The sequence below is a fragment of the Nonomuraea sp. NPDC003201 genome, from assembly GCF_053590415.1.
Genome location: NZ_JBSFTC010000187.1, coordinates 1 through 22,386, shown reverse-complemented (window position 1 = coordinate 22,386; position 22,386 = coordinate 1). Strand labels below are relative to the sequence as shown.

19 protein-coding genes and 1 pseudogene are annotated in these 22,386 nt (G+C 70.1%); 10 read left to right on the top strand and 10 right to left on the bottom strand.

Annotated elements, in window-relative coordinates; genetic code table 11:
• Both ACWDX9_RS41365 and ACWDX9_RS41360 read left to right on the top strand, forming a co-directional pair.
• The coding region (locus tag ACWDX9_RS41365) for a nucleotide-binding domain containing protein (RefSeq protein ID WP_449964483.1) at nt 1-541 on the top strand (541 nt) is incomplete at its 5' end.
• Between the two features lie 183 nt (nt 542-724).
• Nucleotides 725-1,477 carry an SDR family NAD(P)-dependent oxidoreductase gene (locus ACWDX9_RS41360; protein ID WP_449964480.1) on the top strand — a complete coding sequence of 251 codons (753 nt, stop codon included), beginning with the start codon at nt 725-727 and terminating at the stop codon, nt 1,475-1,477.
• On the opposite strand, the gene ACWDX9_RS41355 is transcribed toward ACWDX9_RS41360, so the two are convergent.
• From ACWDX9_RS41355 to ACWDX9_RS41340, 4 genes are all read right to left on the bottom strand, one after another.
• On the bottom strand, nt 1,478-3,067 hold the full coding sequence (locus ACWDX9_RS41355) for an FAD-dependent oxidoreductase (protein WP_449964477.1): 1,590 nt from the start codon (nt 3,065-3,067) through the stop codon (nt 1,478-1,480).
• A 213-nt stretch (nt 3,068-3,280) separates the two neighbouring features.
• Nucleotides 3,281-4,036: a class I SAM-dependent methyltransferase gene (locus ACWDX9_RS41350; RefSeq protein WP_449964474.1), complete on the bottom strand. Its 756-nt coding sequence runs from the start codon at nt 4,034-4,036 to the stop codon at nt 3,281-3,283.
• Between the two features lie 14 nt (nt 4,037-4,050).
• The gene (locus ACWDX9_RS41345) at nt 4,051-4,677 is read right to left on the bottom strand and encodes a sulfotransferase family protein (protein WP_449964471.1); all 627 of its coding nucleotides are present in this window, start codon (nt 4,675-4,677) and stop codon (nt 4,051-4,053) included.
• 11 nt (nt 4,678-4,688) lie between these two features.
• On the bottom strand, nt 4,689-5,696 hold the full coding sequence (locus ACWDX9_RS41340; protein ID WP_449964468.1) for a cytochrome P450: 1,008 nt from the start codon (nt 5,694-5,696) through the stop codon (nt 4,689-4,691).
• Between the two features lie 815 nt (nt 5,697-6,511).
• On the opposite strand from ACWDX9_RS41340, the gene ACWDX9_RS41335 reads away from it, so the two are divergent.
• From ACWDX9_RS41335 to ACWDX9_RS41320, 4 genes are read left to right on the top strand one after another with little or no spacing between them, the layout of a single operon-like run.
• On the top strand, nt 6,512-7,489 hold the full coding sequence (locus ACWDX9_RS41335) for an ABC transporter permease (RefSeq protein ID WP_449964465.1): 978 nt from the start codon (nt 6,512-6,514) through the stop codon (nt 7,487-7,489).
• Between the two features lies 1 nt (nt 7,490).
• Entirely contained in the window at nt 7,491-8,330 is an 840-nt protein-coding gene (locus ACWDX9_RS41330) for an ABC transporter permease (protein ID WP_364255241.1), read from the top strand.
• A complete protein-coding gene (locus ACWDX9_RS41325; RefSeq protein WP_449964462.1) occupies nt 8,327-10,396 on the top strand; it encodes an ABC transporter ATP-binding protein in 2,070 nt (689 codons plus the stop codon). The genes ACWDX9_RS41330 and ACWDX9_RS41325 overlap by 4 nt, the downstream gene beginning before the upstream one ends.
• Nucleotides 10,393-12,105, top strand: a complete 1,713-nt coding sequence (locus tag ACWDX9_RS41320; RefSeq protein WP_449964460.1) for an ABC transporter family substrate-binding protein — start codon at nt 10,393-10,395, stop codon at nt 12,103-12,105. The genes ACWDX9_RS41325 and ACWDX9_RS41320 overlap by 4 nt, the downstream gene beginning before the upstream one ends.
• Here ACWDX9_RS41320 and ACWDX9_RS41315 read toward each other — a convergent pair.
• Together ACWDX9_RS41315 and ACWDX9_RS41310 are read right to left on the bottom strand one after the other, a co-directional pair.
• Nucleotides 12,072-12,980 (bottom strand): NAD(P)H-binding protein, encoded by a 909-nt coding sequence (locus tag ACWDX9_RS41315; protein ID WP_364255250.1) that lies wholly within the window; start codon nt 12,978-12,980, stop codon nt 12,072-12,074. The two genes, ACWDX9_RS41320 and ACWDX9_RS41315, sit on opposite strands and share 34 nt — an antisense overlap.
• Nucleotides 12,977-14,026, bottom strand: coding sequence for a saccharopine dehydrogenase NADP-binding domain-containing protein (locus tag ACWDX9_RS41310; protein ID WP_449964457.1), 1,050 nt, complete (start codon nt 14,024-14,026; stop codon nt 12,977-12,979). The genes ACWDX9_RS41315 and ACWDX9_RS41310 overlap by 4 nt, the downstream gene beginning before the upstream one ends.
• Nucleotides 14,027-14,110: 84 nt before the next feature.
• Here ACWDX9_RS41310 and ACWDX9_RS41305 point away from each other — a divergent pair, with 84 nt between their 5' ends.
• Nucleotides 14,111-14,761 (top strand): TetR/AcrR family transcriptional regulator, encoded by a 651-nt coding sequence (locus ACWDX9_RS41305; protein WP_449964454.1) that lies wholly within the window; start codon nt 14,111-14,113, stop codon nt 14,759-14,761.
• Here the strand turns inward: ACWDX9_RS41305 and ACWDX9_RS41300 are convergent, their stop codons facing one another.
• From ACWDX9_RS41300 to ACWDX9_RS41290, 3 genes are all read right to left on the bottom strand, one after another.
• Nucleotides 14,762-15,187, bottom strand: a complete 426-nt coding sequence (locus ACWDX9_RS41300; protein WP_357744110.1) for a peptidase inhibitor family I36 protein — start codon at nt 15,185-15,187, stop codon at nt 14,762-14,764.
• Between the two features lie 295 nt (nt 15,188-15,482).
• The gene (locus ACWDX9_RS41295; protein ID WP_449964451.1) at nt 15,483-17,582 is read right to left on the bottom strand and encodes a pectate lyase family protein; all 2,100 of its coding nucleotides are present in this window, start codon (nt 17,580-17,582) and stop codon (nt 15,483-15,485) included.
• 102 nt (nt 17,583-17,684) lie between these two features.
• On the bottom strand, nt 17,685-18,263 hold the full coding sequence (locus ACWDX9_RS41290; RefSeq protein ID WP_449964484.1) for a TetR/AcrR family transcriptional regulator: 579 nt from the start codon (nt 18,261-18,263) through the stop codon (nt 17,685-17,687).
• Between the two features lie 109 nt (nt 18,264-18,372).
• On the opposite strand from ACWDX9_RS41290, the gene ACWDX9_RS41285 reads away from it, so the two are divergent.
• Both ACWDX9_RS41285 and ACWDX9_RS41280 read left to right on the top strand, forming a co-directional pair.
• Nucleotides 18,373-18,780, top strand: a complete 408-nt coding sequence (locus ACWDX9_RS41285) for a nuclear transport factor 2 family protein (protein ID WP_449964449.1) — start codon at nt 18,373-18,375, stop codon at nt 18,778-18,780.
• A gap of 123 nt (nt 18,781-18,903) precedes the next feature.
• Nucleotides 18,904-21,330, top strand: a complete 2,427-nt coding sequence (locus tag ACWDX9_RS41280; protein ID WP_449964446.1) for a glycoside hydrolase family 3 N-terminal domain-containing protein — start codon at nt 18,904-18,906, stop codon at nt 21,328-21,330.
• A gap of 111 nt (nt 21,331-21,441) precedes the next feature.
• On the opposite strand, the gene ACWDX9_RS41275 is transcribed toward ACWDX9_RS41280, so the two are convergent.
• Nucleotides 21,442-21,963 (bottom strand): snapalysin family zinc-dependent metalloprotease, encoded by a 522-nt coding sequence (locus ACWDX9_RS41275; RefSeq protein ID WP_449964443.1) that lies wholly within the window; start codon nt 21,961-21,963, stop codon nt 21,442-21,444.
• 163 nt (nt 21,964-22,126) lie between these two features.
• On the opposite strand from ACWDX9_RS41275, the pseudogene ACWDX9_RS41270 reads away from it, so the two are divergent.
• A pseudogene (locus tag ACWDX9_RS41270) lies at nt 22,127-22,386 on the top strand (ABC transporter ATP-binding protein); the annotation flags it as partial.

The following is a 22,386-nucleotide window of genomic DNA, read 5'->3' as shown; positions in this document are numbered from 1 at the left end:
GGCCGGTGCGGGGCTGCGGCGGGAGCCCGAGCCGCTCGGCCCCGCCGCCCCCGTGCTGGTCGTGTCGGGCAGCCGCTCTCCGATCACCGCCCGTCAGATCGACGTGGCCGAACGGGCGGGATGGCGCGTGCTGGACGCCTTCAGCGGGCTTCGAGGCGCGACAGGCTCCTTCGCGGGGCTCCTCGCCGAGGTGGCGGAGAGCCTGGGGGAGGGGTGCCACACGATCGTCCAGTCGACCCGCGGCCCGGCCCGGGACCCCGCGGCCATCGGGGGCCTCCTCGGGCGGATCGCCTCGGTGGCCGTCCGGGCCGGGCTGGTCGGGCGGCTGGTGGTGGCGGGCGGCGACACCTCGGGTCAGGTCGTGGCCGCGCTCGGCGCCCGCTCCCTGGACGTGGTCGCCGCGCTGGCGGCGGGTGGCCCCGTGTGCGTGCTGTCCTCCGGAGACCCGGCCTGCGACGGGCTCGAGGTCGCGCTGAAGGGCGGCCAGGTGGGCGGGGACGACTACTTCCTCCGCGCCGCCGCCGGCACGCCGCCACCTTGACCGACGGGCGTGCCGTCGTGTCGGTCGTCTCCGGCGTACGACTTCGGGAGTATGGACGGCGTACGCGGTGCACTCCTCACGGCGCAGTCCGGGAGGAGCCCAGCACCTGATGTCCTGAGCCCCCCGCGCAGGGCACCGTGGAGTTCGGAGAGACGGCCGCGAGTAGGCGAGGGAGTGGAAGTCATGATGTATCCGGATCTGCAGGGCAAGGTAGCGCTGGTCACCGGCGGCTCCGGGGGGATCGGGCGGGAGACGGCCCGGGTGCTGGCCGAGCAGGGCATGCGGGTCGTCGTGAACGGGCGCGACCCCGCCGCGATCGAGGCGGCCGTGAAGAGCATCGGCGGCGGGGCGCTCGGCGTCGCCGCCGACACCACCGACTTCGCCGCCGTCGAGGAGATGCGGGTGGAGGTCGAGCGCAGGATCGGACCCGTGGACGTGCTGGCGATCTTCGCCGGTGGCGGGACCGGGGTCCCGCGGCCGATCGACCAGACGAGCGAGGAGGACTGGCACGCCACCATGCACGCCAACCTCACCTCGACGTTCCTGGTGATCAAGGGCTTCCTGCCGCGCATGAGAGAGCGGCGCAGCGGGTCCATCATCACGATGTCGTCGCTGGCGGCCCGCACCGCGACCTCCGCCTCCGTGGCCTACACGGTGGCCAAGGCCGGGATCATCGCGCTGACCAGGCAGCTGGCGCACGAGCTCGGCCCCACCGGCATCCGGGTCAACTCGATCGCGCCTTCGACGATCATGACGGACCGGCTGGCGGAGCGCATGCCGCGGGAGTACCAGGAGCGCATGCTGGCCGAGCACCCGCTCGGGCGGCTCGGCACCCCGCTGGACGTCGCGAACGTGACGGCCTTCCTCGCCTCCGACGCCTCGTCCTGGCTCACCGGGCTCACGATCGACGTCGCGGGCGGCAAATGGATGCCGTGACTACGCCGGGGGCGGCGTGGACAAGATGGTGGTGAGAGCCGCGAGCAGTTCCGCGGCGGGATCCGCGGCCGGTCCCGGGCTGCGCCAGGCCACGAACCCGTCCGGTCGCACCAGCACCGCCCCTCTCGGCCCGAGGCCGTGCCGAGCCGCCGCCGCGCCGTCGGTCTCCAGCCGCCGGGCGGTCACCGGGATGGGCAGCTTGCCCGCCGCCGTCACCCAGTCCTGGCCGTCGTGGCCGGTCAGCAGGACGAAACGGTCACCGTACAGGTCGATGGTGGATCGCTCGCCGGAGCCGGCGAGCGGGAGGTGCGGAGCCCTGGTGCCGGGCTCTCCGCACAGGCCGGAGACCTCCACCGGCGGGGTCGCCCCGCTCGCGCCGCCGATCACCGCCGTCGACCGGTAGCGGTGTCCCATCATCACGGTCGAGCGGTCCACCGGCACCTCATCGGTCGCGGGCAGCCGTTCCAGGCGGGACCGGTAGCGCGCGAGCGCCTGCCGCAGGGCGAACTCCGCGACCGGGCGGCGCTCGTCCTCGTACGTGTCGAGCAGCCGCTCCCCGGCGTGACCATGGACGACGGCGGCCAGCTTCCAGGCCAGGTTGTGCGCGTCCTCCACGCCCACGACACCGCCGAATCCCCCGGTCGGCGGCATCAGGTGCGCCGCGTCGCCGATCAGGAACACCCGCCCCTTCCGATAGGCGGCCGCCACGGCCGCGCCGACCTCGAAGCGCAGGACGGTCCTGGCGGTGCCGGGTATCTGCGGCCGGAGCGTCACCCGCGCCTCAGGCAGGCCGGCGGCGGCGCGCACCAGCTCGACGCATTCGTCCTCGTCAGGCTCTGCGCCGTCCGGATCGTCCGTGGTGCCGAAGACCCAGCGCTGGCCGGTCCGGTCCAGCGCCATCAGGTACGTCCTCGGCCGGGGCCGTTCGAGGAAGGCCATGTGCACGGTACGGCCGGCCAGCGCGGGACGGAGGTCGGCCTCGACCATGAGCGTCAGCAGGCGGAAGAAGTCGACCGGCCCCTCCATCGGGATGCCGAGCCCGTCCCGGACCGAGCTGCGCCCGCCGTCGGCCGCGACGACATATCGGGCCAGGAGCCGATGTCCGGTGCCGTCGAGATCGCGCAGGTGCGCCTCCACCCCGCCCTCGTGCTGGGTGAGGCCGCGTACCTCGGTGCCGAACCTGATCCGCGCGCCGAGCTCGCGCGCCCGGGTCCGCAGCAGATCCTCCACCCGGTTCTGATCGATGGGGGTGCCCGAGCAGGGGCTGAAGGCGGCGGTTCGCGCGGCGTCGTCCTGCTGGTCCACGGGGAGATGCCGGGCACTGGCCAGCGTCTCCGCGCGGATGGCCACGTATTCCGCGGAGCTCGCGAAATCCACCCGGTTCTCCCGGATCCGGGACTCCAGACCGACCTGCCGGTAGATCTCCATCAGGCGCGGGACCAGGCTGCGCTGCCTGGGGTGGCTCAGCAGGTCGGGGTGGCGCTCGACGAGCGTGCACCGTACGCCGTGCCGGGCCAGGAACAGCGCGCAGGACAGCCCGGTCAGGCCGCCCCCGACGACCAGCACCTCGGTGTCGTGGGACTGGAGCATCGGATGACCCCCCGTTCGTGTCGTTGCCCGGGCCAGGCCGTGGCCTGATCACGCAGGATCAGGCCACGGTGTGAGTGATCAGTACCAGTACCGCATGGCGCACCTCCTTGACTCGCCGCTGCCGTCCGCCGAGGTCCGGCGGACGGTTCCGAGGCCCGAACGGCGCCCGGCAACCTGGCAGGTGGCCGCGGGACGTCCACGGGGGCCTCGAGCTCAGAGCCGGGCGATCAGCGTGCCCTTGTCATCGAGCGGGGTCACCTCGCCGGCGACGGCCGAGCCGCCCACGGCGGTCAGGCCGGCCGCACGCAGGTCGGCGAGCACATCGGCGGGCCGATGGAGGTGGTAGTCGCATTCCACGGTCTCCGTGGCCACCAGGGTGTCGCGGTGGTAGGTGCGGTAGACGCGCCGCACCCCGGCCAGGTCGGGGCCGAGCGGCCGGACGGCCGACGACAGGGTGTAGCGGCACTCTCCCTGGTGCGCGCCGCGCAGCTCACGCTCGGGATGGTCGGGTACGGCCTCGTCCGTCACCATGTCCATGACCAGCACGCCACCCGGCGCGAGGTGCTCGGCCAGGCCGGCGAAGAGCGGCCGGCGCGCCTGCGGCGGCACGTCCTGCAGCACGGCGGCCAGGTAGACGTAGTCGAAGCGCCGGTCGAGAGGGAAGTCCGGCGCGGCGCCGGCCAGCACGGTCACCCGGTCCCGCAGGTCGGGCCGCGCGGCCAGCTTGGTCATGAGCACCGCCCGCATCCCGGGGGAGGGCTCCAGGCAGTGCACGCTCGCCGCGCGCCCGGCCACCGCCAGGGTCATCCGGCCGCTACCCGGGCCGATCTCCAGCGCGTGCCCGCCGGGCGGGGCCAGGTCGGCGAAGAAGGAGACCAGCGCGGCTGAGCGCGGGCCCACGTGCAGGTGGTCCCAATGCGCTGCCACCACTCCGTACGGGTCGGCGGTGGATGAAACGGTGAGCGCCACTTACCTGTCCTTTTTCATTGTGGCGGGAGCACCCCGGCCTGCTCGGCGCGGCGCAGATAATCGCCAGTGGTGTTCGCCACGGGGAAGGGCTGGTCCGGCACGTCGACTCCCAGGGCCGCGCAGAGCGGCTCCCAGCCATGCGACGGCTCGACCTCGACGAGCCGGCCGGGCGGCACCTCCGCGCGAACCTCGTCCAGATGGGCCCGGTAGACGTCCATGGCGTGCTCGCGGTCCTCGAACCGCCCGGAGAACGTCCCCTGCCAGACGATCTTCTCGATGACCTGGTCCCGGACGGCCATCTCCTGGGCGGCGGGTCTGGTGCGGTACAGGGTGCGGCTCATGCTGGCGTACCACGAAGCCGGATCCCGCACGATCAGCAGGACCTTCGCCTCGGGAAAGGCGGCGGCCAGTTCCCGCCAGTAGAATGCCGCCGGCCAGGCGATCGTCGAGGTGAAACCATTGAGCAGCTGTTTCCAGTCGGGTTTTCCGCCGTCGGCGACGCGGAGCCATTCCCGGGCATGCGCGGGGGCGGCGAAAAGCTCTTTCATGTAATGGCAGGGGCCGAATCCGAGGGTCTCCAGCGCTAATCGGACCGAAGAGGTCCCGGTCCGCCCGAACGATGCTCCGACGACCGTCAGCACGTAAACCTCCTTCACCGAAGCGCAACGCCGAAACGCTCAATGCTGCGGGCGGTCAGGTTCGGGAAATACGTCGGCGCACCGAGCGCCCTGATGCCCGGATAATTCTCGGCCAGGACGCGGAGCGCCACCCGGGTGAAGATGGCTGTAAAGGGGGAGCCGAGGCAGGACTTCGGACCCCGGCCGAAGCCGAGATGCGGATTGGGATGCCGGTCCAGCCGCACCGTGTCCGGGTCGGGGAACCGCGTGGGGTCCCGGTTCGCCGCGCCCAGGAACAGCGTGACGGCCTGCCCCGCGCGCACCGTGGTCCCGCCCACCTCGGTGTCGCGCACGCACGCGCGGGCGACCGCCTGGATCGGGGAGGCGTAGCGGACCAGCTCGTCCACCGCGCGTGCGGTGTCGGCCTCGCCGAACCGCTCCAGCTCGCCGGCCCGCTGGTGCAGCAGGGCGATCGCCACCAGCCCGAGCAGCTTGCTGCCGGAGCTGTAGCCGCTGAACAGCAGCCCGCGCACGGTGTTGGCGACGATGTCCGGGTCCACGCCGCTGCCGGCCGCCCGCCGCGCGATGGCGCCGACGACGCCGGAGGGCGGCGGATCGGCGAGCCAGCCCTCGACCAGCACGGCCAGCTCTTCCTGCGCGGCCATTACGGGCCGCGCCCGCTCGGGCCACAGCCCGGCGTCCATCCCCGCGACGATGTCCCGGGCGGCCCGGCTGGCCCAGGCCGGATCCGGCATCGGCACGCCCAGGTACGCGGAGGTCGTCGACAGCGCCAGCGGTTCGGCGAATTCCGTGAGGAACTCGAACGACGGGCGGCGCGCGAGATCGGCCAGCAGCTCGGTCGTGTGCTGCGCGATCATCTGCTCCAGGGCCGGGTGGTCCTGCTCGCGCAGCGCCTCCATGAAGAACCGGCGGACCACGGTGTGCTCCGGCGGGTCCAGGGTCGGCATGTTGATCGCCCGCGGCGGCATCGTCTCGCCGACGCGGCGCCAGTCGGCGGCGAAGTTCGCGCTGTCCTTCAGCACGGAGACGCAATCGTCGTACCGGCTGAAAATCCATGAGTTAAGTCGGTCGTAGAAAAAGGTGGGTCGTTCCCGGCGGAGGATCTCGTACCAGGGATAGGGGTCGGCAAGGAGTTCGGGAGAGGCGAGGGAGATAATGGGGTCGTGGTCAACAATTTCCGACAAGAGGCCCCTCTAACCGGCTGTCCAGCCTAATCAGACTCAAGCTCTCTAGAGAGATGATCCCTCGCGACCGGGGTGCTGTAAAGGGCGTCAACTCGACACAGCACTGCGAATTCTCTCGGTGAGTAAACCGGTGCCCACGGTGAAGGCGGACGGCTCTTTTCGCGGGCCGTGGGACGGTGGTGCTCCCTCGCTGACCGGGCGCGACGCGCCTCGTACGGGCCATCGTCGGTGGGGTGCCGGCGGCGGAGGGCTGGGGGAGCGCCCGAGTGGGGGTGCGGGGGTGTCGTCAAGGTGGTGTCCGAACTCACTTGACGATGAGATCAACGTGAAGTGGATCACTTTGCGTAGTCGCCAATTTATGTCCGGATTTCGTGACACAACCCCCCGGATGGGTCCCCAAAAATCCGCCTAAATTGGTACGTTTCCGCAGGTCAGAGGGGGTGTGGTAAGCGACCCTTCCGGTCATGTTGATCTATTGCGAGTGACCTTACCGTTATGTCGGACGGTTTCTGACTGTTACATCTTTGCTTATATTCTGCGCGTTGATCGCCATCTCGTGGCAAGGGGTTTTTGCGCCGCGAGACGGGTTTTCGTTGCGGGGACGCCACTCCGGCCCGGAGGTGCGCGCCCCCCGTCAGCGCGAACGGAGAGTAATGGGCAAGTACCTGCTCCGCAGGTTGGCAATAAATGTGGTCTTGGTCGCCATCGCGGCGAGTCTCGCGTACATGCTCGCGGCCACCACCATGAACCCGCGAGCCGCGTACCAGGCCCGCCAACCTCCCATCGCCGAGTCGGTGATCGACTCCACGCTGGACGCCTACAACATGAACGACAAGGTCCCGGTGCTCGTGCGGTACGGGACCTGGGCGAAGGGCGTCATCACGGGCGACTTCGGCAAGACCTGGAACGGCGGCTCGGTCAATGACGAGATGGGCCGCCGGATCTTCGTCAGCCTCCGGCTGCTGCTCATCGGCACGCTGGTGGGCTTCGCCGTGGGCGTGGCGTTGGGTGCGATCTCGGCGGTGAAGCAGTACAAGTTCAGCGACCGGTTAATAGGCGTCAGCTCTTTCGTGATCATGGCGATTCCGGTGTTCGTGCTGGCCACGGTGCTGGCCATCGCGACGTACAGCCTCAACGACGGGCTCGGGTTCACGCTGATCGAGTACACCGGCGAGTACAACCCGAAGCTGGCGGGCTGGGACCTGTTCCTCAACCGGCTGAACCACCTGATCCTCCCCACGATCTCGCTCAGCCTCGGCTCGATCGCGTTCTACAGCCGCATCCAGCGCAACATGATGCTCGACGTGCTGGGTCAGGACTTCGTCCGCACGGCGATGGCCAAGGGCCTGCGGCGCAGGACCGCGCTCACCAAGCACGCGCTGCGCACCGCGCTGATCCCCTCCGCCACGTACTTCGCCTTCGCGTTCGGCACGATGTTCACCGGTGCCACGTTCACCGAGAAGATCTTCGCTTGGCACGGCATGGGCGCCTGGCTGGTCGAGTCGGTCAACTCGAACGACGTCAACTCCGTCGCCGCGGTGACCTTCTTCACCGCCGTGTGCGTCCTGTTCGCCGCGTTCCTGTCCGACGTGCTGGTCGCGGCCCTCGATCCTCGGGTGCGGGTGAGCTGAGATGCGTTCGAAAGTCGTCCTGCGGCGCCTGTTCCGCAACAAGCAGGCGCGTTACGGCATCGTCGCCCTGTTTGCGCTGGTCCTGCTGGCGTACGTCGGCCCCTACTTCGGCTCGTACGACTGGACGGACAAGGACTTCATGGCCTTCCTGTCGGCTCCCGACGCCGACCACTGGTGGGGCACCACCTCGATCGGCCAGGACATGTACGCGGTCACGCTGCGCGGCATGCAGAAGTCGATCATCATCGGCCTGCTGGTCGCGCTGATCGCCACCGGACTGGCCGCGGTCGTGGGCGCGTTCGCCGGATATTTCGGCGGCTGGGCCGATCGGCTGCTCATGTGGTGGGTCGACCTGCTGCTGGTTCTCCCGAGCTTCCTGATCATCGCGATCGTCTCGCCGAGGCTGAAGGACGCCACCTGGCTGTGGTTCGTGGTGCTGCTCGCCGCGTTCTCCTGGATGATCACCTCCCGGGTGGTGCGGAGCATGACGCTCGCGCTCCGCGAGCGGGAGTACGTCCTGGCAGCCGTCTACATGGGCATTCCGCGCTGGAAGATCATCTTCCGGCACATCGTCCCCAACCTGTCCTCCTTGCTGATCATCGACGCCACGCTCAATGTCAGTGGCGCGATCATCGGCGAGGCGGCGCTGTCCTTCTTCGGCTTCGGCATCCAGCCGCCGGACGTCTCGCTCGGCACGCTGATCGCGGAGGGCTCGCGCAACGCCACCGGCTATCCATGGCTGTTCGTCTTCCCGGCCGGCCTGCTGGTGGCCATGGTGCTCGCCGTGAACCTGATCGGCGACGGCCTGCGTGACGCACTCGACCCGGGGAGCAACTCGTGAGCATCTTGGAGGTCAAGGACCTCACCGTCACCTTCCCCGGCGGCATCGAGGCCGTGCGCGGCGTCAGCTACGAGGTCGAGCGCGGGGAGGTGCTCGGCATCGTCGGCGAGTCCGGCTCCGGCAAGTCCGTGACCTCGCTCGCGGTCATGGGCCTGCTGCCGCGCAACGCCGCGGTCAGCGGCTCGGTCAAGCTGCACGACCGCGAGCTGCTCGGCATGGACGAGGACGAGCTGATCAAGGTACGCGGCAAGGCGATCAGCATGATCTTCCAGGATCCGCTGTCGGCGTTCACGCCCGTCTACACGATCGGCGACCAGATCGCCGAGGCCGTGCGTGTCCACCAGAAGATGGGCAAGGACAAGGCCGCCAGGCGGGCCGTCGAGCTGCTCGACCTGGTCGGCATCCCGAACCCGAACCTGCGGGCCAAGGCGTTCCCGCACGAGTTCTCGGGCGGCATGCGGCAGCGCGCGATGATCGCCATGGCCATCGCCAACGACCCCGACCTGCTGATCTGCGACGAGCCGACGACCGCGCTCGACGTGACCATCCAGGCGCAGGTGCTGGAGGTGCTCAAGACCGCGCAGCGGGAGACGGGCGCCGGCATCGTGATGATCACCCATGACCTGGGCGTCATCGCGGGCATGGCCGACCGGGTGCTGGTCATGTACGCGGGCAAGCCGGTCGAGCAGGGGCCGGTGGACGACATCTACTACCGGCCGCGGATGCCGTACACGATGGGTCTGCTCGCCTCGATCCCCAGGATCGACGGCGAGGAGGGGCCGCTCGTGCCCATCGAGGGCAACCCGCCCTCGCCGTCGGCGCTGCCGCCGGGCTGCCCCTTCGCGCCGCGCTGCCCGATGAAGGTGGACATGTGCGACGACGAGGAGCCGCCGCTGACCCCCTTCGGCGGCGGTCGCCACGTGGCGTGCATCCGCTCGCACGAGATCGAGCACAAGGGCCTGACCGGGGCCGACGTGTTCCCCGTGCCGGTCATCCCGCCGAGCGACGTGGTACGCGTGCCGCGCGCCGAGCGCGACACGGTGCTCGAACTCGACGACATGATCAAGCACTACCCGCTGATGAAGGGCGCGGTCTTCAAGCGCCGCGTCGGCACCGTGTTCGCTGTGGACGGCATCAGCTTCGACATCGCCGAGGGCGAGACGCTGGCCCTGGTCGGCGAGTCCGGCTGCGGCAAGACCACCACGCTCCAGCAGATCATGCAGCTCCAGCCGCCGCAGGGCGGGCGGGTCGTGGTGCTCGGCAAGGACAGCGCCAAGATCGACTCCGGGGCGCGCAAGGCGCTCAGGCGCGACCTGCAGATCGTCTTCCAGGACCCGATGGCCGCCCTGGACCCGCGCATGCCGGTCAGCGCCATCATCGCCGAGCCGCTGCGCGCGCACGGCCGGAAGAACGTGGACGCCCGGGTCGCCGAGCTGCTGCAACTGGTCGGGCTGTCGCCGGAGCACGCCGATCGCTATCCGCAGCAGTTCTCCGGCGGTCAGCGCCAGCGCATCGGCATCGCCCGCGCGCTCGCGCTGGAGCCGAAGCTGCTGGTGCTGGACGAGCCGGTGTCGGCGCTCGACGTCTCCATCCAGGCGGGTGTGATCAACCTGCTGGAGGAGCTGAAGAACAGACTGGGGCTGTCGTACCTGTTCGTGGCCCACGACCTGGCGGTGGTCAGGCACCTGGCCGACCGGGTCGCCGTCATGTATCTCGGCAGGATCGCCGAGATCGGCACGGTCGAGAACGTCTACGACCACCCAGCCCACCCCTACACGCAGGCGCTGCTGTCGGCGATCCCGCTGCCGGACCCCGAAATGGAGCGAACCCGGAAGCGGATCCTGCTAGAAGGCGACCTGCCCAGCCCGGCCGACCCGCCATCGGGATGCCGGTTCCGTACTCGCTGCCCCAAGTTCGCCCTGCTCAGCGAGGCGGAGCGACGGCGGTGTGTGGACGAAGAGCCCTCGGTTGCTCGGCTCGCGAACGCCGTTGACCACGGCGCCGCCTGCCACTACGCGGAGGAGATCGAGGTCATCACGGCCTCGGACGATCAGGAGGAAAAGTGAAGGTTCGTTACCGTGCGGCTGCGGGCATCGCAGTCCTGGCCATGGCCGTCGCGGCCTGTGGCGGAGGTGGCGGTGCAGCCAAGAAGCCGAGTGCCGAGCAGTCGCAGCAGGCTCAGCAGAAGATGGCGGAGACCCCGTCGATCAGCATCAACCCGGTCGCCTACGACCAGGTCAAGGACGGCGGCACGCTGACCCTCCCCATCGGGCAGTGGCCCAGCCAGTGGAACATCAACCACGTCGACGGCAACCAGGCCGACACCGCGGACATGCTCGACCCGATCATGCCGCAGCTGATGTTGTCCGACGACAAGGCCAACTTCACGCCGAACCCTGACTACGTGACCGACGTGAAGAGCGACACGTCCTCGGGCAAGCAGGTCGTGACCTACACGCTCAACGACAAGGCCAACTGGTCGGACGGCACGCCGATCACGTGGAAGGACCTCGAGGCCGCGTGGAAGATCAACAACGGCAAGGACAAGAAGTACAAGCCGGCTTCCACGGACGGCTGGGACAAGATCGAGTCGGTCGCCAAGGGTGACTCCGACAAGGTCGCCGTCATCACCTTCGCCAAGCCGTACCTGGAATGGCAGGGTCTGTTCAACCGGGGAACCAACCACCTTCTCCCCGCCGCGCACATGATCGACCCGGACAAGTACGAGAACGACTACAAGCAGAAGATCCCGGTCACCGCGGGTCCCTTCAAGGTCGAGAAGATCGACGAGGGCACCAAGACGCTCACCCTCGTGCGTGACGACAAGTGGTGGGGCAAGAAGGCCAAGCTCGACAAGCTCATCTTCCGGACGATCGGCGACCCCGCCGCCGCGGTGAACGCCTTCGCCAACGGCGAGCTCGACGCCACGGACATCGCGGCCGGCGCCCCCGCCGACCTGAAGCGCGCCAAGGAAGTCCCCAACTCGGACATCCGCAAGGCGCTCAGCCCCAACTGGCGGCACATCACGGTCAACAACCAGAGCACGCTCCTGAAGGACAAGTCCGTCCGCCAGGCCGTCGCGTACGCGATCAACCGTGACGTGATCACGCAGTCGGACCTGAAGGACATGGACTGGCCGCTGCAGACGCTCGGCAACCACGTCTTCATGAACAACCACAAGGCCTACGTCGACAACTCCGGCGACATCGGCAAGTACAACCTGGACAAGGCCAAGCAGCTGCTGGACGCGGCCGGCTGGAAGCAGGAAGGCGACTACCGGAAGAAGGACGGCAAGGAGTTCGACCTGAGCTTCGTCATCCCGGCGGACACCCCCGTCGCGAAGACGGAGGGCGAGCTCACGCAGGCCATGCTCAAGGAGGCCGGGATCAAGATCACGGTCCGCCCGGTCCCCCTTGACAAGTTCTTCACCGACTACATCATCAAGGGCGACTTCGACCTGGTGCCGTTCACGTGGATCGGCACGCCGCTGCCGCTCGGCGGCCTGCCGCAGATCTACAAGACCGGCTCCGAGAGCAACTTCCCCAAGAGCAACGACCCGGAGCTCGACAAGGCCATCGAGGCCGTGGGGAACGAGACGGACCAGACCAAGGCCTACGAGCTGGCGAACGCCGCCGACAAGATGATCTGGGACCTGGTGCACACCATCCCGCTGTACCAGCGCCCGGAGATCTGGGCGACGAAGAAGACGCTCGCCAACTTCGGCGCTCGCGGCTACAAGTACTACGACTGGTCGGCGGTCGGCTTCACCGGCTGATCACCGCCCGCACGGAACCCCCGGCCGCTCCTCGGCCGGGGGTTTCCCCATTTGTCCAGCGTCATGGGCGGGCGGCCGCCGTAGCGCTCGATGCTCTCGGTGACCCGGTAGAGCGGGTGGTCGCCGGAGCCGATGAGGCGGAAGATCGCCCACAGGTGCGTCAGATGCTCGACCGTGTACGGGTCGCCGTAGACACCCAGCGCCCGCGCCTCCCACTCCTCGGGCGGCAGATCGGCGTACGAGAGCCCGAGCGCGTCCGCCGCCTCGCCGATCGTCGCCATCTGACCGGTCACCAGGCACACCGGGTCGGCGGGTCCGGGGTCGAGCAGCAGCCCGGCGGCGACCCTGGCCACGTCCTCGCCCGCGACCAGCGGGATCCGCGTGTCGCGCGGCCCCAGCGGGAGCGCCAGCGTGCCGCCCGAGGCGGCGACGGACAGGTTCTCGAAGAAGACCGCGGCCCGCAGGTGCACCGCGCCCACCCCGGCCCAGTCGAACACCTGCTCCGCCACCCAGTGCCGGCGCATCCGCGGCGTCAGGGCCCCGGGGGACGCGTCGAGCTGCGACACCTCGACGACACGCGCCACCCCCTCCTCCCTGGCCGCGGCGGCGAACACGCCGGTCGCGTCCAGCAGCCCCGCCGTCACCGGATAGGTGAAGAACGCCCTGCTGATCCCGCGCATGGCGGGCCGTACCGACGTGATCTCCCTGAGGTCGCCGACCACCACCTCGGCCCCGAGCTTGCGCAGCTCCTCGGCCCGGTGGTCGTCGGAGTGCACGAAGGCGCGCACCGCCTCACCGCGTTCCAGCAGCAGGTTCGTGACGTGCCGGCCGGTCGAGCCCTGCGGGCCGCCGGCCGCTCCCGTGACCAGGATCATCGCTCCTCCTCCTTGTCCGGCTGCTTCGGCAGGGTGAGGGTGAACAGGCCGAGCCGCTCCAGATCGCGCAGGAACGGCTCCGCCGGGAACGCCTCGGCCGGGCCGTACACGCCGGGACTCCCCGGGTCCGCGGCCAGGCGGACGGCGGCCTCCACCGAGGTCAGCGCGCTCATGCGCCACAGGTCGCGCCCGCTGACCTGCCCGGCCCTGCCGCCGTCCGCGGTGATCACCTGGGCGGCGACCGTGAACGCGGAGCCCGCCCGCGTCTCGGCGTCCGCGTCCTCGCTGCTGAACACCTGCTCCTCCTGGAACGTGTCCGCCGTGAGCTGCGCCTCGACCATTCGCGCGCGTACGTGCCTGGGGACCGTGACGACCTCGGAGAACGGGACGGGGGCGATCATCGTGCGCGGGCCGAGCGGCGGCGGGAACGGGAACACGGCGTTGCGCGGCTCGACATAGCCGACATGCTGCTCGCCGTCGGTGTAGGTGATGCGCCGGGTGTCGGCGAACAGCAGCTCGGCGGTCTGCTTGGCCCCCGTGGTCAGCCGCCAGCCGGACACCGCGTAGGCGGCGATCACCCGTTCGACGTCCGTCAGGCCGTCGGCCACGGCGGCGGCGAGCAGGTCGCCCGTCCCGCCGTAGAAGCTCATCGCCGTGACCATGGTGATGCCCGCTCTCCTCGCGGGCTCCTGCATCGTGTCGAACATCCACTTCGTGTGGTGCTGCTCCAGGGCATGGTCCACGTAGTGGCAGCCGCCCTCGGCCGCCGCCGTGGCCACGGGCTTGCCGGTGTGCGTGAACGGGCCCGCGCAATGGATCAGCACGGTCGCCTGCTCCGCGAGCGCGCGTAACGCGGCGGGGTCGTCCAGCGCGGCCTGGTGCACGGCTGCCCCGCCGAGCTCGTCGGACAGGGCCTTGAGCGCCCCGCCGTCGCGACCGGCCAGGATGACCTCCTTGCCGCGGGCGCCGAGCTCCGCCGCGACCAGCCGCCCGGTGTGGCCGGTGGCGCCGTAGACGGCGATGCGCGGTGATGACGAGGGGGACACGACTCACCTCCATGTTTCATACTGGCGGTACGTAACTGTTCTTCGAAGTTACGTACCGCGAGTATGTAAGTCAATGGGAGCACGATGATCCGCCGTACCCAGGCTGAGCGATCGGACGAGACGACGGGGCGGCTGGTGCGGGCCGCGCGGGAGCTGTTCGGGGCCCATGGTTACGCGCTCACGTCGATCGATGCGGTGGCCGCCGAGGCCGGGGTGACCAAGGGGGCGGCCTACCACCACTTCAACGGAAAGGTCGCGCTATTTCGGGCGGCGTTCGTGGGGGAGCAGGAGGAGGTCGCCGCCGCGCTGGAGCAGGCGGCCCTGTCGGAGTCCGACCCGTGGGCGGCGCTGCGGCGCGGCTGCCGCACCTTCCTCGAACGCTGCCTCGATCCGGGGTTCCGGCAGATCGTCCTGCTCGACGCGCCGTCGGTGCTGGGGTGGGAGACGGTCCGCGAGATCGAGTACGCCCACACGCTACGGGTCCTGCTCACCGGCCTCCACCTGGCCACAGCGGCCGAACGGCCGCCCAACGGCGACTCGGTGAACGGGCGCGAGGCCAACGGCGACGCTGGGGTTGGGGATGCGGCCGACGGCGACCTTTCCATGCGTGCGCAGCTCGTCTTCGGCGCGTTGTGCGAAGGCGGCATGCTGCTGGCCCGCTCCGCCGACCCGGCGGCCGACCTGCCGCGGCTCGCCGCGGAGGCCGACCGCTTTCTGGCGGCGCTCAGGCCGTGATCAGCCGTGCGAGTCGGCCTGTGCCGCCTTGACGGTCGCCCCCTCAGGGGGGAAGCACGACGGGCCGTTCGGGCCGTCGAAACGGACGGAGTTGAAGAAGTCGCGGAACGGGGTGTAGAAGTTGCCCTTCCCGCCGGCACTGGTCACGGCCGAGCATCCGCCGTAGTTCGCCTCTGAGTAGAGGTGGATGGTCGATCCCGTGCGGTTCCAGTCGGACTTGGCGCGGTCGGCCATGTTGAGGGCGGCCAGATCGGGGGTGTTGCTCTGGATCTGGACGATGTCGCCGGTGCCGTCCAGGCCGGAGAACAGGCAGTAGTAGTTGGTGGGGCAACGGTCATAGCCGTCGGCCGCCTGCGCGGGAACGGCCGTCAGCGCCAGGGCCGCGGCGGCGATCGGTAATGCCAGAATGTGAAGCTTCTTGCCCAACGTTCCTCCATGGGTGAAACTTTCTTTCGGATCGAACATACAGGGCGGGATCTTGTCAGGAAAGAGGGTTGGATAACCGCCGCGTTCACGGTCCTCTCCCCGGGTCGCGCCGTCCCTGCCTAGCGTCATCTCCGCCCGGCGCCCCGACCGTCCTGCACCGTCCCCGCACCGTTCCCCGCTCCGCGCCGTCCCCACACCGCCTTGCCTCCCCGCCGCCCCGTCCTCGCCGCCCGTCCCCGTCCGACGCCCCGTGCCGCCGCCGGGCGCGTGGTGGGCCCGGCGGCGGAAGTGGAGGTCAGAGGCGGGCGCCGACGTCGGTGCCGCTCTTGGGGCGGAGGAAGGTGGAGGAGGGGATGGAGCCGTCCGGGCGGCGAGGGCCGGTCAGGGTGCCGGGGTCGGTGCTGGTCAGGGAGCTGTCGTCCCAGGTGCCGCCGAGGTCCCAGGAGTTGCCGCTGCCCGACGACGACGAGCCCAGGTCGACCGCCTTGGCGTTGGTGGCGGCCAGGTTGCGGGTGAGGGTGCCGTCGGCGTCGGAGAGGTCGAAGCCGGTCCCGCCGTTGCGCCAGGCCGTGTTGCGGGTCAGCGACAGCGCCCCGGGGTTGGCGTTGTCGATGAACCCGCCCACCGCGTTCCGGAAGGCCATGCTGTTGCTGACGACGTGCGCGGCCGGCAGGTCCTCGTCGCCGCCGCCCAGCTTGAAGCCGTTGCCGTCGCCGGTGTAGTCGGGCAGGTTCCAGCGGTTGAAGCCGTTGCCGTACGCGACGCTGTTCTCGATGCGGATCGGCGACAGGAACTCCCAGGCGTCGAACCCGTCGTCGGAGTTGTTCCACAGCCGGGCCCCGCGCACCACGTTCCCGGTGCCGCTGCCTTCCTTGATGGCCAGGCCGTCGGCGCTCTCGCCGTTCTTGCGCGGGTCGCGGTTGCCGTAGCTGTCGAGGTTCTGGATGAGGTTGTTGCCGGAGGCGGCCTGGATGTGCAGGCCGCTCTCGTAGTTGTCGCGGGTGACGAGCCGGTCGAAGACGTTGTTGTTGCAGCCCCGGCAGAAGATCCCGTACGGACCGTTGGCGATCTCCAGCCCGGTGATGCGCCAGTAGGAGGCCTCCATGTGGATGGCTCCGCGCTGCGCGTTGGGGATGCTGCCGCCGACCGGGGCGGGCGTGTTCGGCAGGGCCTCGCCGTCGATCAGGACCCGTTCCGTGCCGTACGCGGCCAGCGTGATGGGGCTGGACGAGGTGCCGCTCTTCGTGATCTGGACGTTGGACGTGAGCGCGTACGTGCCGCCGCGTACGGAGATGACCGTGCCGGGCTGGGCGAGGTCGACGGCCCGCTGGATGGTGGCGAGCGGACGGTCGAGAGTGCCCGGGTTGGCGTCGTTCCCGTTGGTGGCGACGTAGAGAGGGGTCGCCGCCAGAGGGGTGATCTTGCCGTAGCCCGCCCCGGCCCGGACCGCCGCCGGGACGTTCTGCGGCGGGTCGACCGTGTAGCCGTAGTACGTGCCCGGCTCGACGACGGATCCGGCGGTCTCGGGCGTGCCGGAGTTCACGAAGACGTTGTTGCGCTGGACGGCCCGGCCGGGGCCGCTGTCACCGTATCCGCTCGCCGAGTAGAGCGGGCGCGCCACGTTCTCGAAGTAGTTGCCCTCGACGACGGCCCCGGCGTTCTCGGTGGAGGCCACCCCGTACAGCTCGTTGCCCAGGAAGTAGTTGTTGTAGACGTGCACCGGCTCCCCGAACCTGATGCGCGGATGCCGCTGGCGGCTCTGGTCGAAGAAGTTGTGGTGGATGGTCACCTTGAGGTGGCCGACGTCCGTGCCGGCGGCGCCGTCGGAGTGGCTGATCAGCATGGACTTGTCGGAATGGTCGAAGTGGTTCCAGGAGACGGTGATGTAGTCGGCGCCTCTGACGATGTCCACGGACCCGTCCACCGCGCCGGAGAACGTGTTGTGGTCGATCCAGATGTGGTGGGACTGTTGGCCGATGTTGACCGCGTCGTCCTCGGCGTTCGTGAAGCGGAGGTTGCGCACGATCACGTTGTACGAGCGGTAGAAGTCCAGCCCGCCGCCGGTGATGTGGCCGGTGGTGCCGACGCCGACGATGGTCTTGTTGGGTCGCACCCCCTGCTTGCTGGTGATCGAGATCGTGCCTGACACCTGGATGACCAGGGGTTCGAGGCTGTCGATGTACTCGAGGAACTGCGCGGCGTTCGTGGCGGTGACGGTCCTGCCGCCGGCGCCGCCGGTGGTGCCGTTCTGGCCGAGGGCGTTGACGGCCGCGAAACCGGTCGGTCCGTCGGCGGCGACCGCCTGCGCGGGAACGGCCCGCATCGACGGTACGGCGATCGCGGCCGCCACGAGGACGGCCGTCCAGCGTGGGGTGCGTAACGAGGTGAAGGGCATAGTGCTCTCCGTCTGCCGGGTGCCTCCAAAGGTCGTCGGAAAGCGCTTTCCTCCGGGTATTATCTGCACAACCTCACAGCCGGTAAAGCCGCGATGAAAGTTTCACGCCGCCCCCATGGCCCGGAGGCCGTGGATGAACAGCTCCAGGTGGCGCCGGGCGAGCGCGTGCTTGGCCTCGTCCGGGAGCGGCCCGGGGAGGGGGCGGGAGATCCGTACGAGCATGGTCGTGATGTCCATGAACGTGACACCCTCCGGCAGCGTGCCCGCCGCGTGGGCGTCGGAGATCATCCGGCGTATCGTCCGTGCGGACTCCTCGCGCACGGGTGCCAGCAGCGGGTCGTTCGCCGGGTCCACCGCGTCGAGCAGGGCCGGGAGCACGGCCGAGACGCGCAGTTCGAGCGCCGCGCGCAGGTAGCGCGCCAGCGCCTCGAACGGGTCGCGCTCTTCCTCGGCCGCCGCCCTGGCCGCGGCGGCCGTCCTGGTCAGGGCGTCGAGCGCGACCGCGCGGAGCAGGGCGTCGCGGTCGGGGAAGCGGCGGTAGAGCGTGGCGCTGCCGACCCCGGCACGCCGGGCGATGTCGTCGAGCGGGACGTCGGGGCCGCGCTCGGCGACCATGTCGCGGGCGGCGAGCAGGATCTGCTCCAGGTTGCGCCGCGCGTCGGCCCGCATGGGCTTGGTCATCACACTCACCAGCATATGGGGGAAAACTCCCCGGTTGGGGTTGTGCCAGTTGCCGGTATCTGCCAGATTTAAGTGGGGATATTCTCCCCGGTTAAGAGAGGGGCAGATCATGAGCAGTCAGGAGCAGGTGCTCGACCTCGTCCGCCGCTGGGCGCGGGCCGAGTTCGACGGTGACGCGGACGCCTTCGACGGCCTCCTCGGCGAGGACTTCGCGGGAATCGGCCCCGTGGGGTTCAAGCTGGACAGACGGCAGTGGGCGGACCGGCACCGGGGCGACCTGAAGAACCACCACTTCGAGATCCTCGACCCGCAGGTGCGCCTCCACGGCGACACCGCGATCGTGGGCGGCGTGCAGGAGCAGCGCACTTCGGTCAGAGGACACGAGGTCGACGACTCGTTCCGGCTGACCCTGGTCGCCGTCAAGCAGGGTGAGCGCTGGGTGATCGCCAACATCCAGCTCAGCGGTCCGCTGCAGGACCCGTCCGCGCCGCCGCCGTTCGCCCGTAAGCAGGGGTGAAACTTTCACCCCGTTTGCGCTGTTGAGGGTTGTGAGTACGGGCTGGGCCCTGGGCGGCGGCAGCGGCGTGTCCTAGAGTTGTGGGAGCGCTCCCAATTGTGGCCCACAACCCCTGGACGTGCCATGAGCAGCAGACAGTGGGCGATCAGGGCGGCCGTGCCGCTGCTCGTCGCCGCCGGACTGGTCGTTCCCCGGGCGTCCGCCGCGGCCGCCCCCTACCAGGACCCGAGCCTTCCGGTGCCCACCCGGGTGGCCGACCTCATGTCCAGGATGACGCTGGACGAGAAGCTCGGCCAGATGACCCAGGCCGAGCGCGGCTCGGTCAGCAACTCCGAGGTCACCACGTACCGGCTCGGCTCGGTGCTGTCGGGTGGCGGCTCCGCGCCGTCGCCCAACACGGCCGCGTCCTGGGCGGACATGTACGACGGATACCAGAACGCGGCCCTGGCCACGCCGCTCCGCATCCCCATCCTCTACGGGGCGGACGCCGTGCACGGCCACAACAACGTCGTCGGCGCCACGATCTTCCCGCACAACATCGGCCTCGGCGCCACCCGGGACCCCGCCCTCGTCGAGCGCATCGGCCGGGCGGTGGCCGAGGAGGTGTCGGGCACCGGCGTCGACTGGGACTTCGCCCCCTGCCTGTGCGTGGCCCGCAACGACCGATGGGGCCGCACGTACGAGTCGTTCGGCGAGACGCCGGAACTGCCCTCGTCCATGGCCACGATCGTGACGGGCCTTCAGGGAGCCACGCTGAACGGCCCCGCGTCCGTGCTCGCCACCGCCAAGCACTACGTCGGCGACGGCGGCACCACGGGCGGCGTGGACCAGGGCGACACCCAGCTGTCCGAGGCCGACCTGCGGGCGATCCACCTGCCGCCGTTCAGGGCCGCGGTGGAGCGCGGGGTCGGCTCGGTGATGATCTCGTTCAGCAGCTGGAACGGCGCCAGGCTGCACGGGCAGCAGTACCTGATCACCACGGTGCTCAAGGGCGAGCTGGGCTTCTCCGGGTTCGTGGTCTCCGACTGGAACGGCATCGACCAGATCGACGGCGCCCCCGGCACGTCCGCGCTCGACGTGCGCACCGCCGTGAACGCGGGCATCGACATGGTGATGGTCCCCACGGCCTGGCGGCAGTTCATCGACCTGCTGCGGGCCGAGGTCCAGGCCGGCCGGGTGACCACGGCCAGGATCGACGACGCGGTACGGCGCATCCTCACCAAGAAGTTCGAGCTCGGGCTGTTCGAGAAGCCGCTGACGGACCGCTCGTACACCTCGACCGTGGGCAGCGCCGCGCACCGCGCGCTGGCCCGCGAGGCGGTCGCCAAGTCGCAGGTCGTGCTGAAGAACGCCGGTAACGTGCTGCCGCTCGCCCGTAGCGGCAAGATCTTCGTGGCGGGCCGGAGCGCGGACAACATCGGCTACCAGAGCGGCGGCTGGACGATCTCCTGGCAGGGCTCGTCCGGCAACATCACCCCCGGCACCACCATCCTGCAGGGCATCAGGAACGGCGCGGGCTCCGGCACGACCGTCACCTACAGCCAGGACGGCACCGGCATCGACTCCTCCTACCGCGTCGCCGTCGCGGTGGTCGGCGAGCCGCCGTACGCCGAGGGCCAGGGCGACCGGCCCGGCAGCCTGGGCCTGGACGCCGTGGACCTCAACACCATCGCGAACCTGCGCGCGTCCGGCGTCCCGGTCGTCGTGGTGCTGGTCTCGGGCCGCCCCCTCGACGTCGCCTCCCAGCTGTCCGGCTGGAACGCGCTGGTCGCCGCCTGGTTGCCGGGCACAGAGGGGCAGGGTGTGGCGGACGTGCTGTTCGGGACCGTCCCGCCGACCGGCAAGCTGCCGGTGACCTGGATGAGCAGCGCGTCCCAGCAGCCGATCAACTCCGGGGACGGGAAGACGCCGCTGTTCCCGTACGGGTTCGGTCTGACGTACGGGCAGGGGGACTCCACCCCGCCCACCGCGCCCGGCACGCCCGTGGCCTCCGCGGTCACCTCCTCGTCCGCGACCCTGACCTGGGCCGCCTCCAGTGACGACGTGGGGGTGACCGGGTACGACGTGGTGCGCGTGCAGGGCTCGACGGAGACGGCCGCGGCCACGAGCGCGACGGCCTCGGTCACCGTCACGGGGCTGGCGGCGGGCACGTCGTACACCTTCGCCGTGTACGCCAGGGACGCGGCGGGCAACCGCTCGCCGCGCTCGGGAACGGTGAGCGTGACGACGTCCGGCGGCGGCCAGACGGGCGGCTGCACGGCCGCCGCGACCGTGCAGAGCCAGTGGAGCACCGGGTACGTCATCCAGGTCACGGTGACCAACACCGGCACCACGTCCCTGACCGGCTGGGGCGTCACGTTCACGCTGCCGCCCGGGCACGCGGTCACCGGGTCGTGGAACGTCACGATGACCACGTCCGGCCAGGCCGTCACCGCCCGCAACGCCGCGCACAACGGCTCGCTCGCGCCGGGGGCGAGCACGTCGTTCGGCTTCCAGGCCAGTCGCCCGAACGGCGACACCCGCCTGCCGTCCGGCTACGCGTGTGGGTGACGGCGGACCCGGCATGTCCGGCTGCGCCTGTGGGTGACGGCGGACCCGGCATGTCCGGCTACGCGTGCGGGTGACGGCGGGGCCGGTGCGTCCGCCGTCACCCGGGAGAGGTCAGCGGTCGACGTGCAGCTGACCGAACTCGACCTGCGGCGCGCTTCCGGCGAAGTTGCGGTCGACCTCGGCCCGCTCGGCGGCGCTCGGGTTCGCGTTGGTGCAGCTCACGGGCGCGCTCGACCCCGACATCAGGTCGGAGCACAGCCCGGTGCGCCGGTCGGGCAGGCCCAGGATGTGGCCGATCTCGTGGGTGGAGATGCGCAGCGGGTTGTAGCCCTGCGCGGTGGCCTGCCGGCCGATCCAGACCGTGCCGCGGCCCAGGCTGGTGGGCAGCGCGCGCGGCCAGCCGTTGTCGGCGTACACGACGAAGTCGGCGGGCGTTCCCTGGACGAGCCGGACGTTGACGACGCTGGAGTTCCAGAGCTGGGCCGCCTGGTTCACCACGGACACGAACTCGGCCGCCCTGCTCGCGTCGTACCTGACGACCCTGACCAGGGCCGCGGCCTGCGCGGGCGCGGTGACGAGCAGGAACGTGAGGCCGAGTAAGAGGGAGAGCGCGAGACGAAGGGGTCTGGGCACGGAGCCTCCTCCGGGAGTTGGGGGTGCCGCCACGGTATGCACGCACTCCGGCTCCGGGAGAGGTACCAGATTGCCCCTATCGCGGTGATATGGCGTGCGGGCCCTGGCCATCGCGGAGAGCAGCCGAATGAAAACTGTCAGTGGCCGAACGCATACTCAGAGCATGCAGGATGAGCCTCTCGAACTCGGCGAGATCGCCACCCCCACCTGGAATGTTCACAACGACAAGATGGCGGAGGTCGGTTTCCTGACCATCGCCAGGCGGCTGCCGTCGCTCGTGACACAGGCGATGCGCATGGCCTGGGGCGCGAGCCCGCGCGACACCCTGGCCACGATCACGCTCAACCTCCTCGGCGGCGTCTTCACGGCCTTCGGCCTGCTGGCGACCACCGGCGTCCTCAGCGCCCTCTTCAGCGAGGGCCC

Excerpts from the sequence above, each read along its gene's own strand:
- ACWDX9_RS41360 (WP_449964480.1), top strand. The coding sequence starts at position 725 with ATGATGTATCCGGATCTGCAGGGCAAGGTAGCGCTGGTCACCGGCGGC.
- ACWDX9_RS41280 (WP_449964446.1), top strand. The coding sequence starts at position 18,904 with ATGAGCAGCAGACAGTGGGCGATCAGGGCGGCCGTGCCGCTGCTCGTC.
- ACWDX9_RS41335 (WP_449964465.1), top strand. The coding sequence starts at position 6,512 with ATGGGCAAGTACCTGCTCCGCAGGTTGGCAATAAATGTGGTCTTGGTC.
- ACWDX9_RS41330 (WP_364255241.1), top strand. The coding sequence starts at position 7,491 with ATGCGTTCGAAAGTCGTCCTGCGGCGCCTGTTCCGCAACAAGCAGGCG.
- ACWDX9_RS41290 (WP_449964484.1), bottom strand. The coding sequence starts at position 18,263 with ATGACCAAGCCCATGCGGGCCGACGCGCGGCGCAACCTGGAGCAGATC.
- ACWDX9_RS41305 (WP_449964454.1), top strand. The coding sequence starts at position 14,111 with ATGATCCGCCGTACCCAGGCTGAGCGATCGGACGAGACGACGGGGCGG.
- ACWDX9_RS41355 (WP_449964477.1), bottom strand. The coding sequence starts at position 3,067 with ATGCTCCAGTCCCACGACACCGAGGTGCTGGTCGTCGGGGGCGGCCTG.
- ACWDX9_RS41295 (WP_449964451.1), bottom strand. The coding sequence starts at position 17,582 with ATGCCCTTCACCTCGTTACGCACCCCACGCTGGACGGCCGTCCTCGTG.
- ACWDX9_RS41315 (WP_364255250.1), bottom strand. The coding sequence starts at position 12,980 with ATGATCCTGGTCACGGGAGCGGCCGGCGGCCCGCAGGGCTCGACCGGC.
- ACWDX9_RS41285 (WP_449964449.1), top strand. The coding sequence starts at position 18,373 with ATGAGCAGTCAGGAGCAGGTGCTCGACCTCGTCCGCCGCTGGGCGCGG.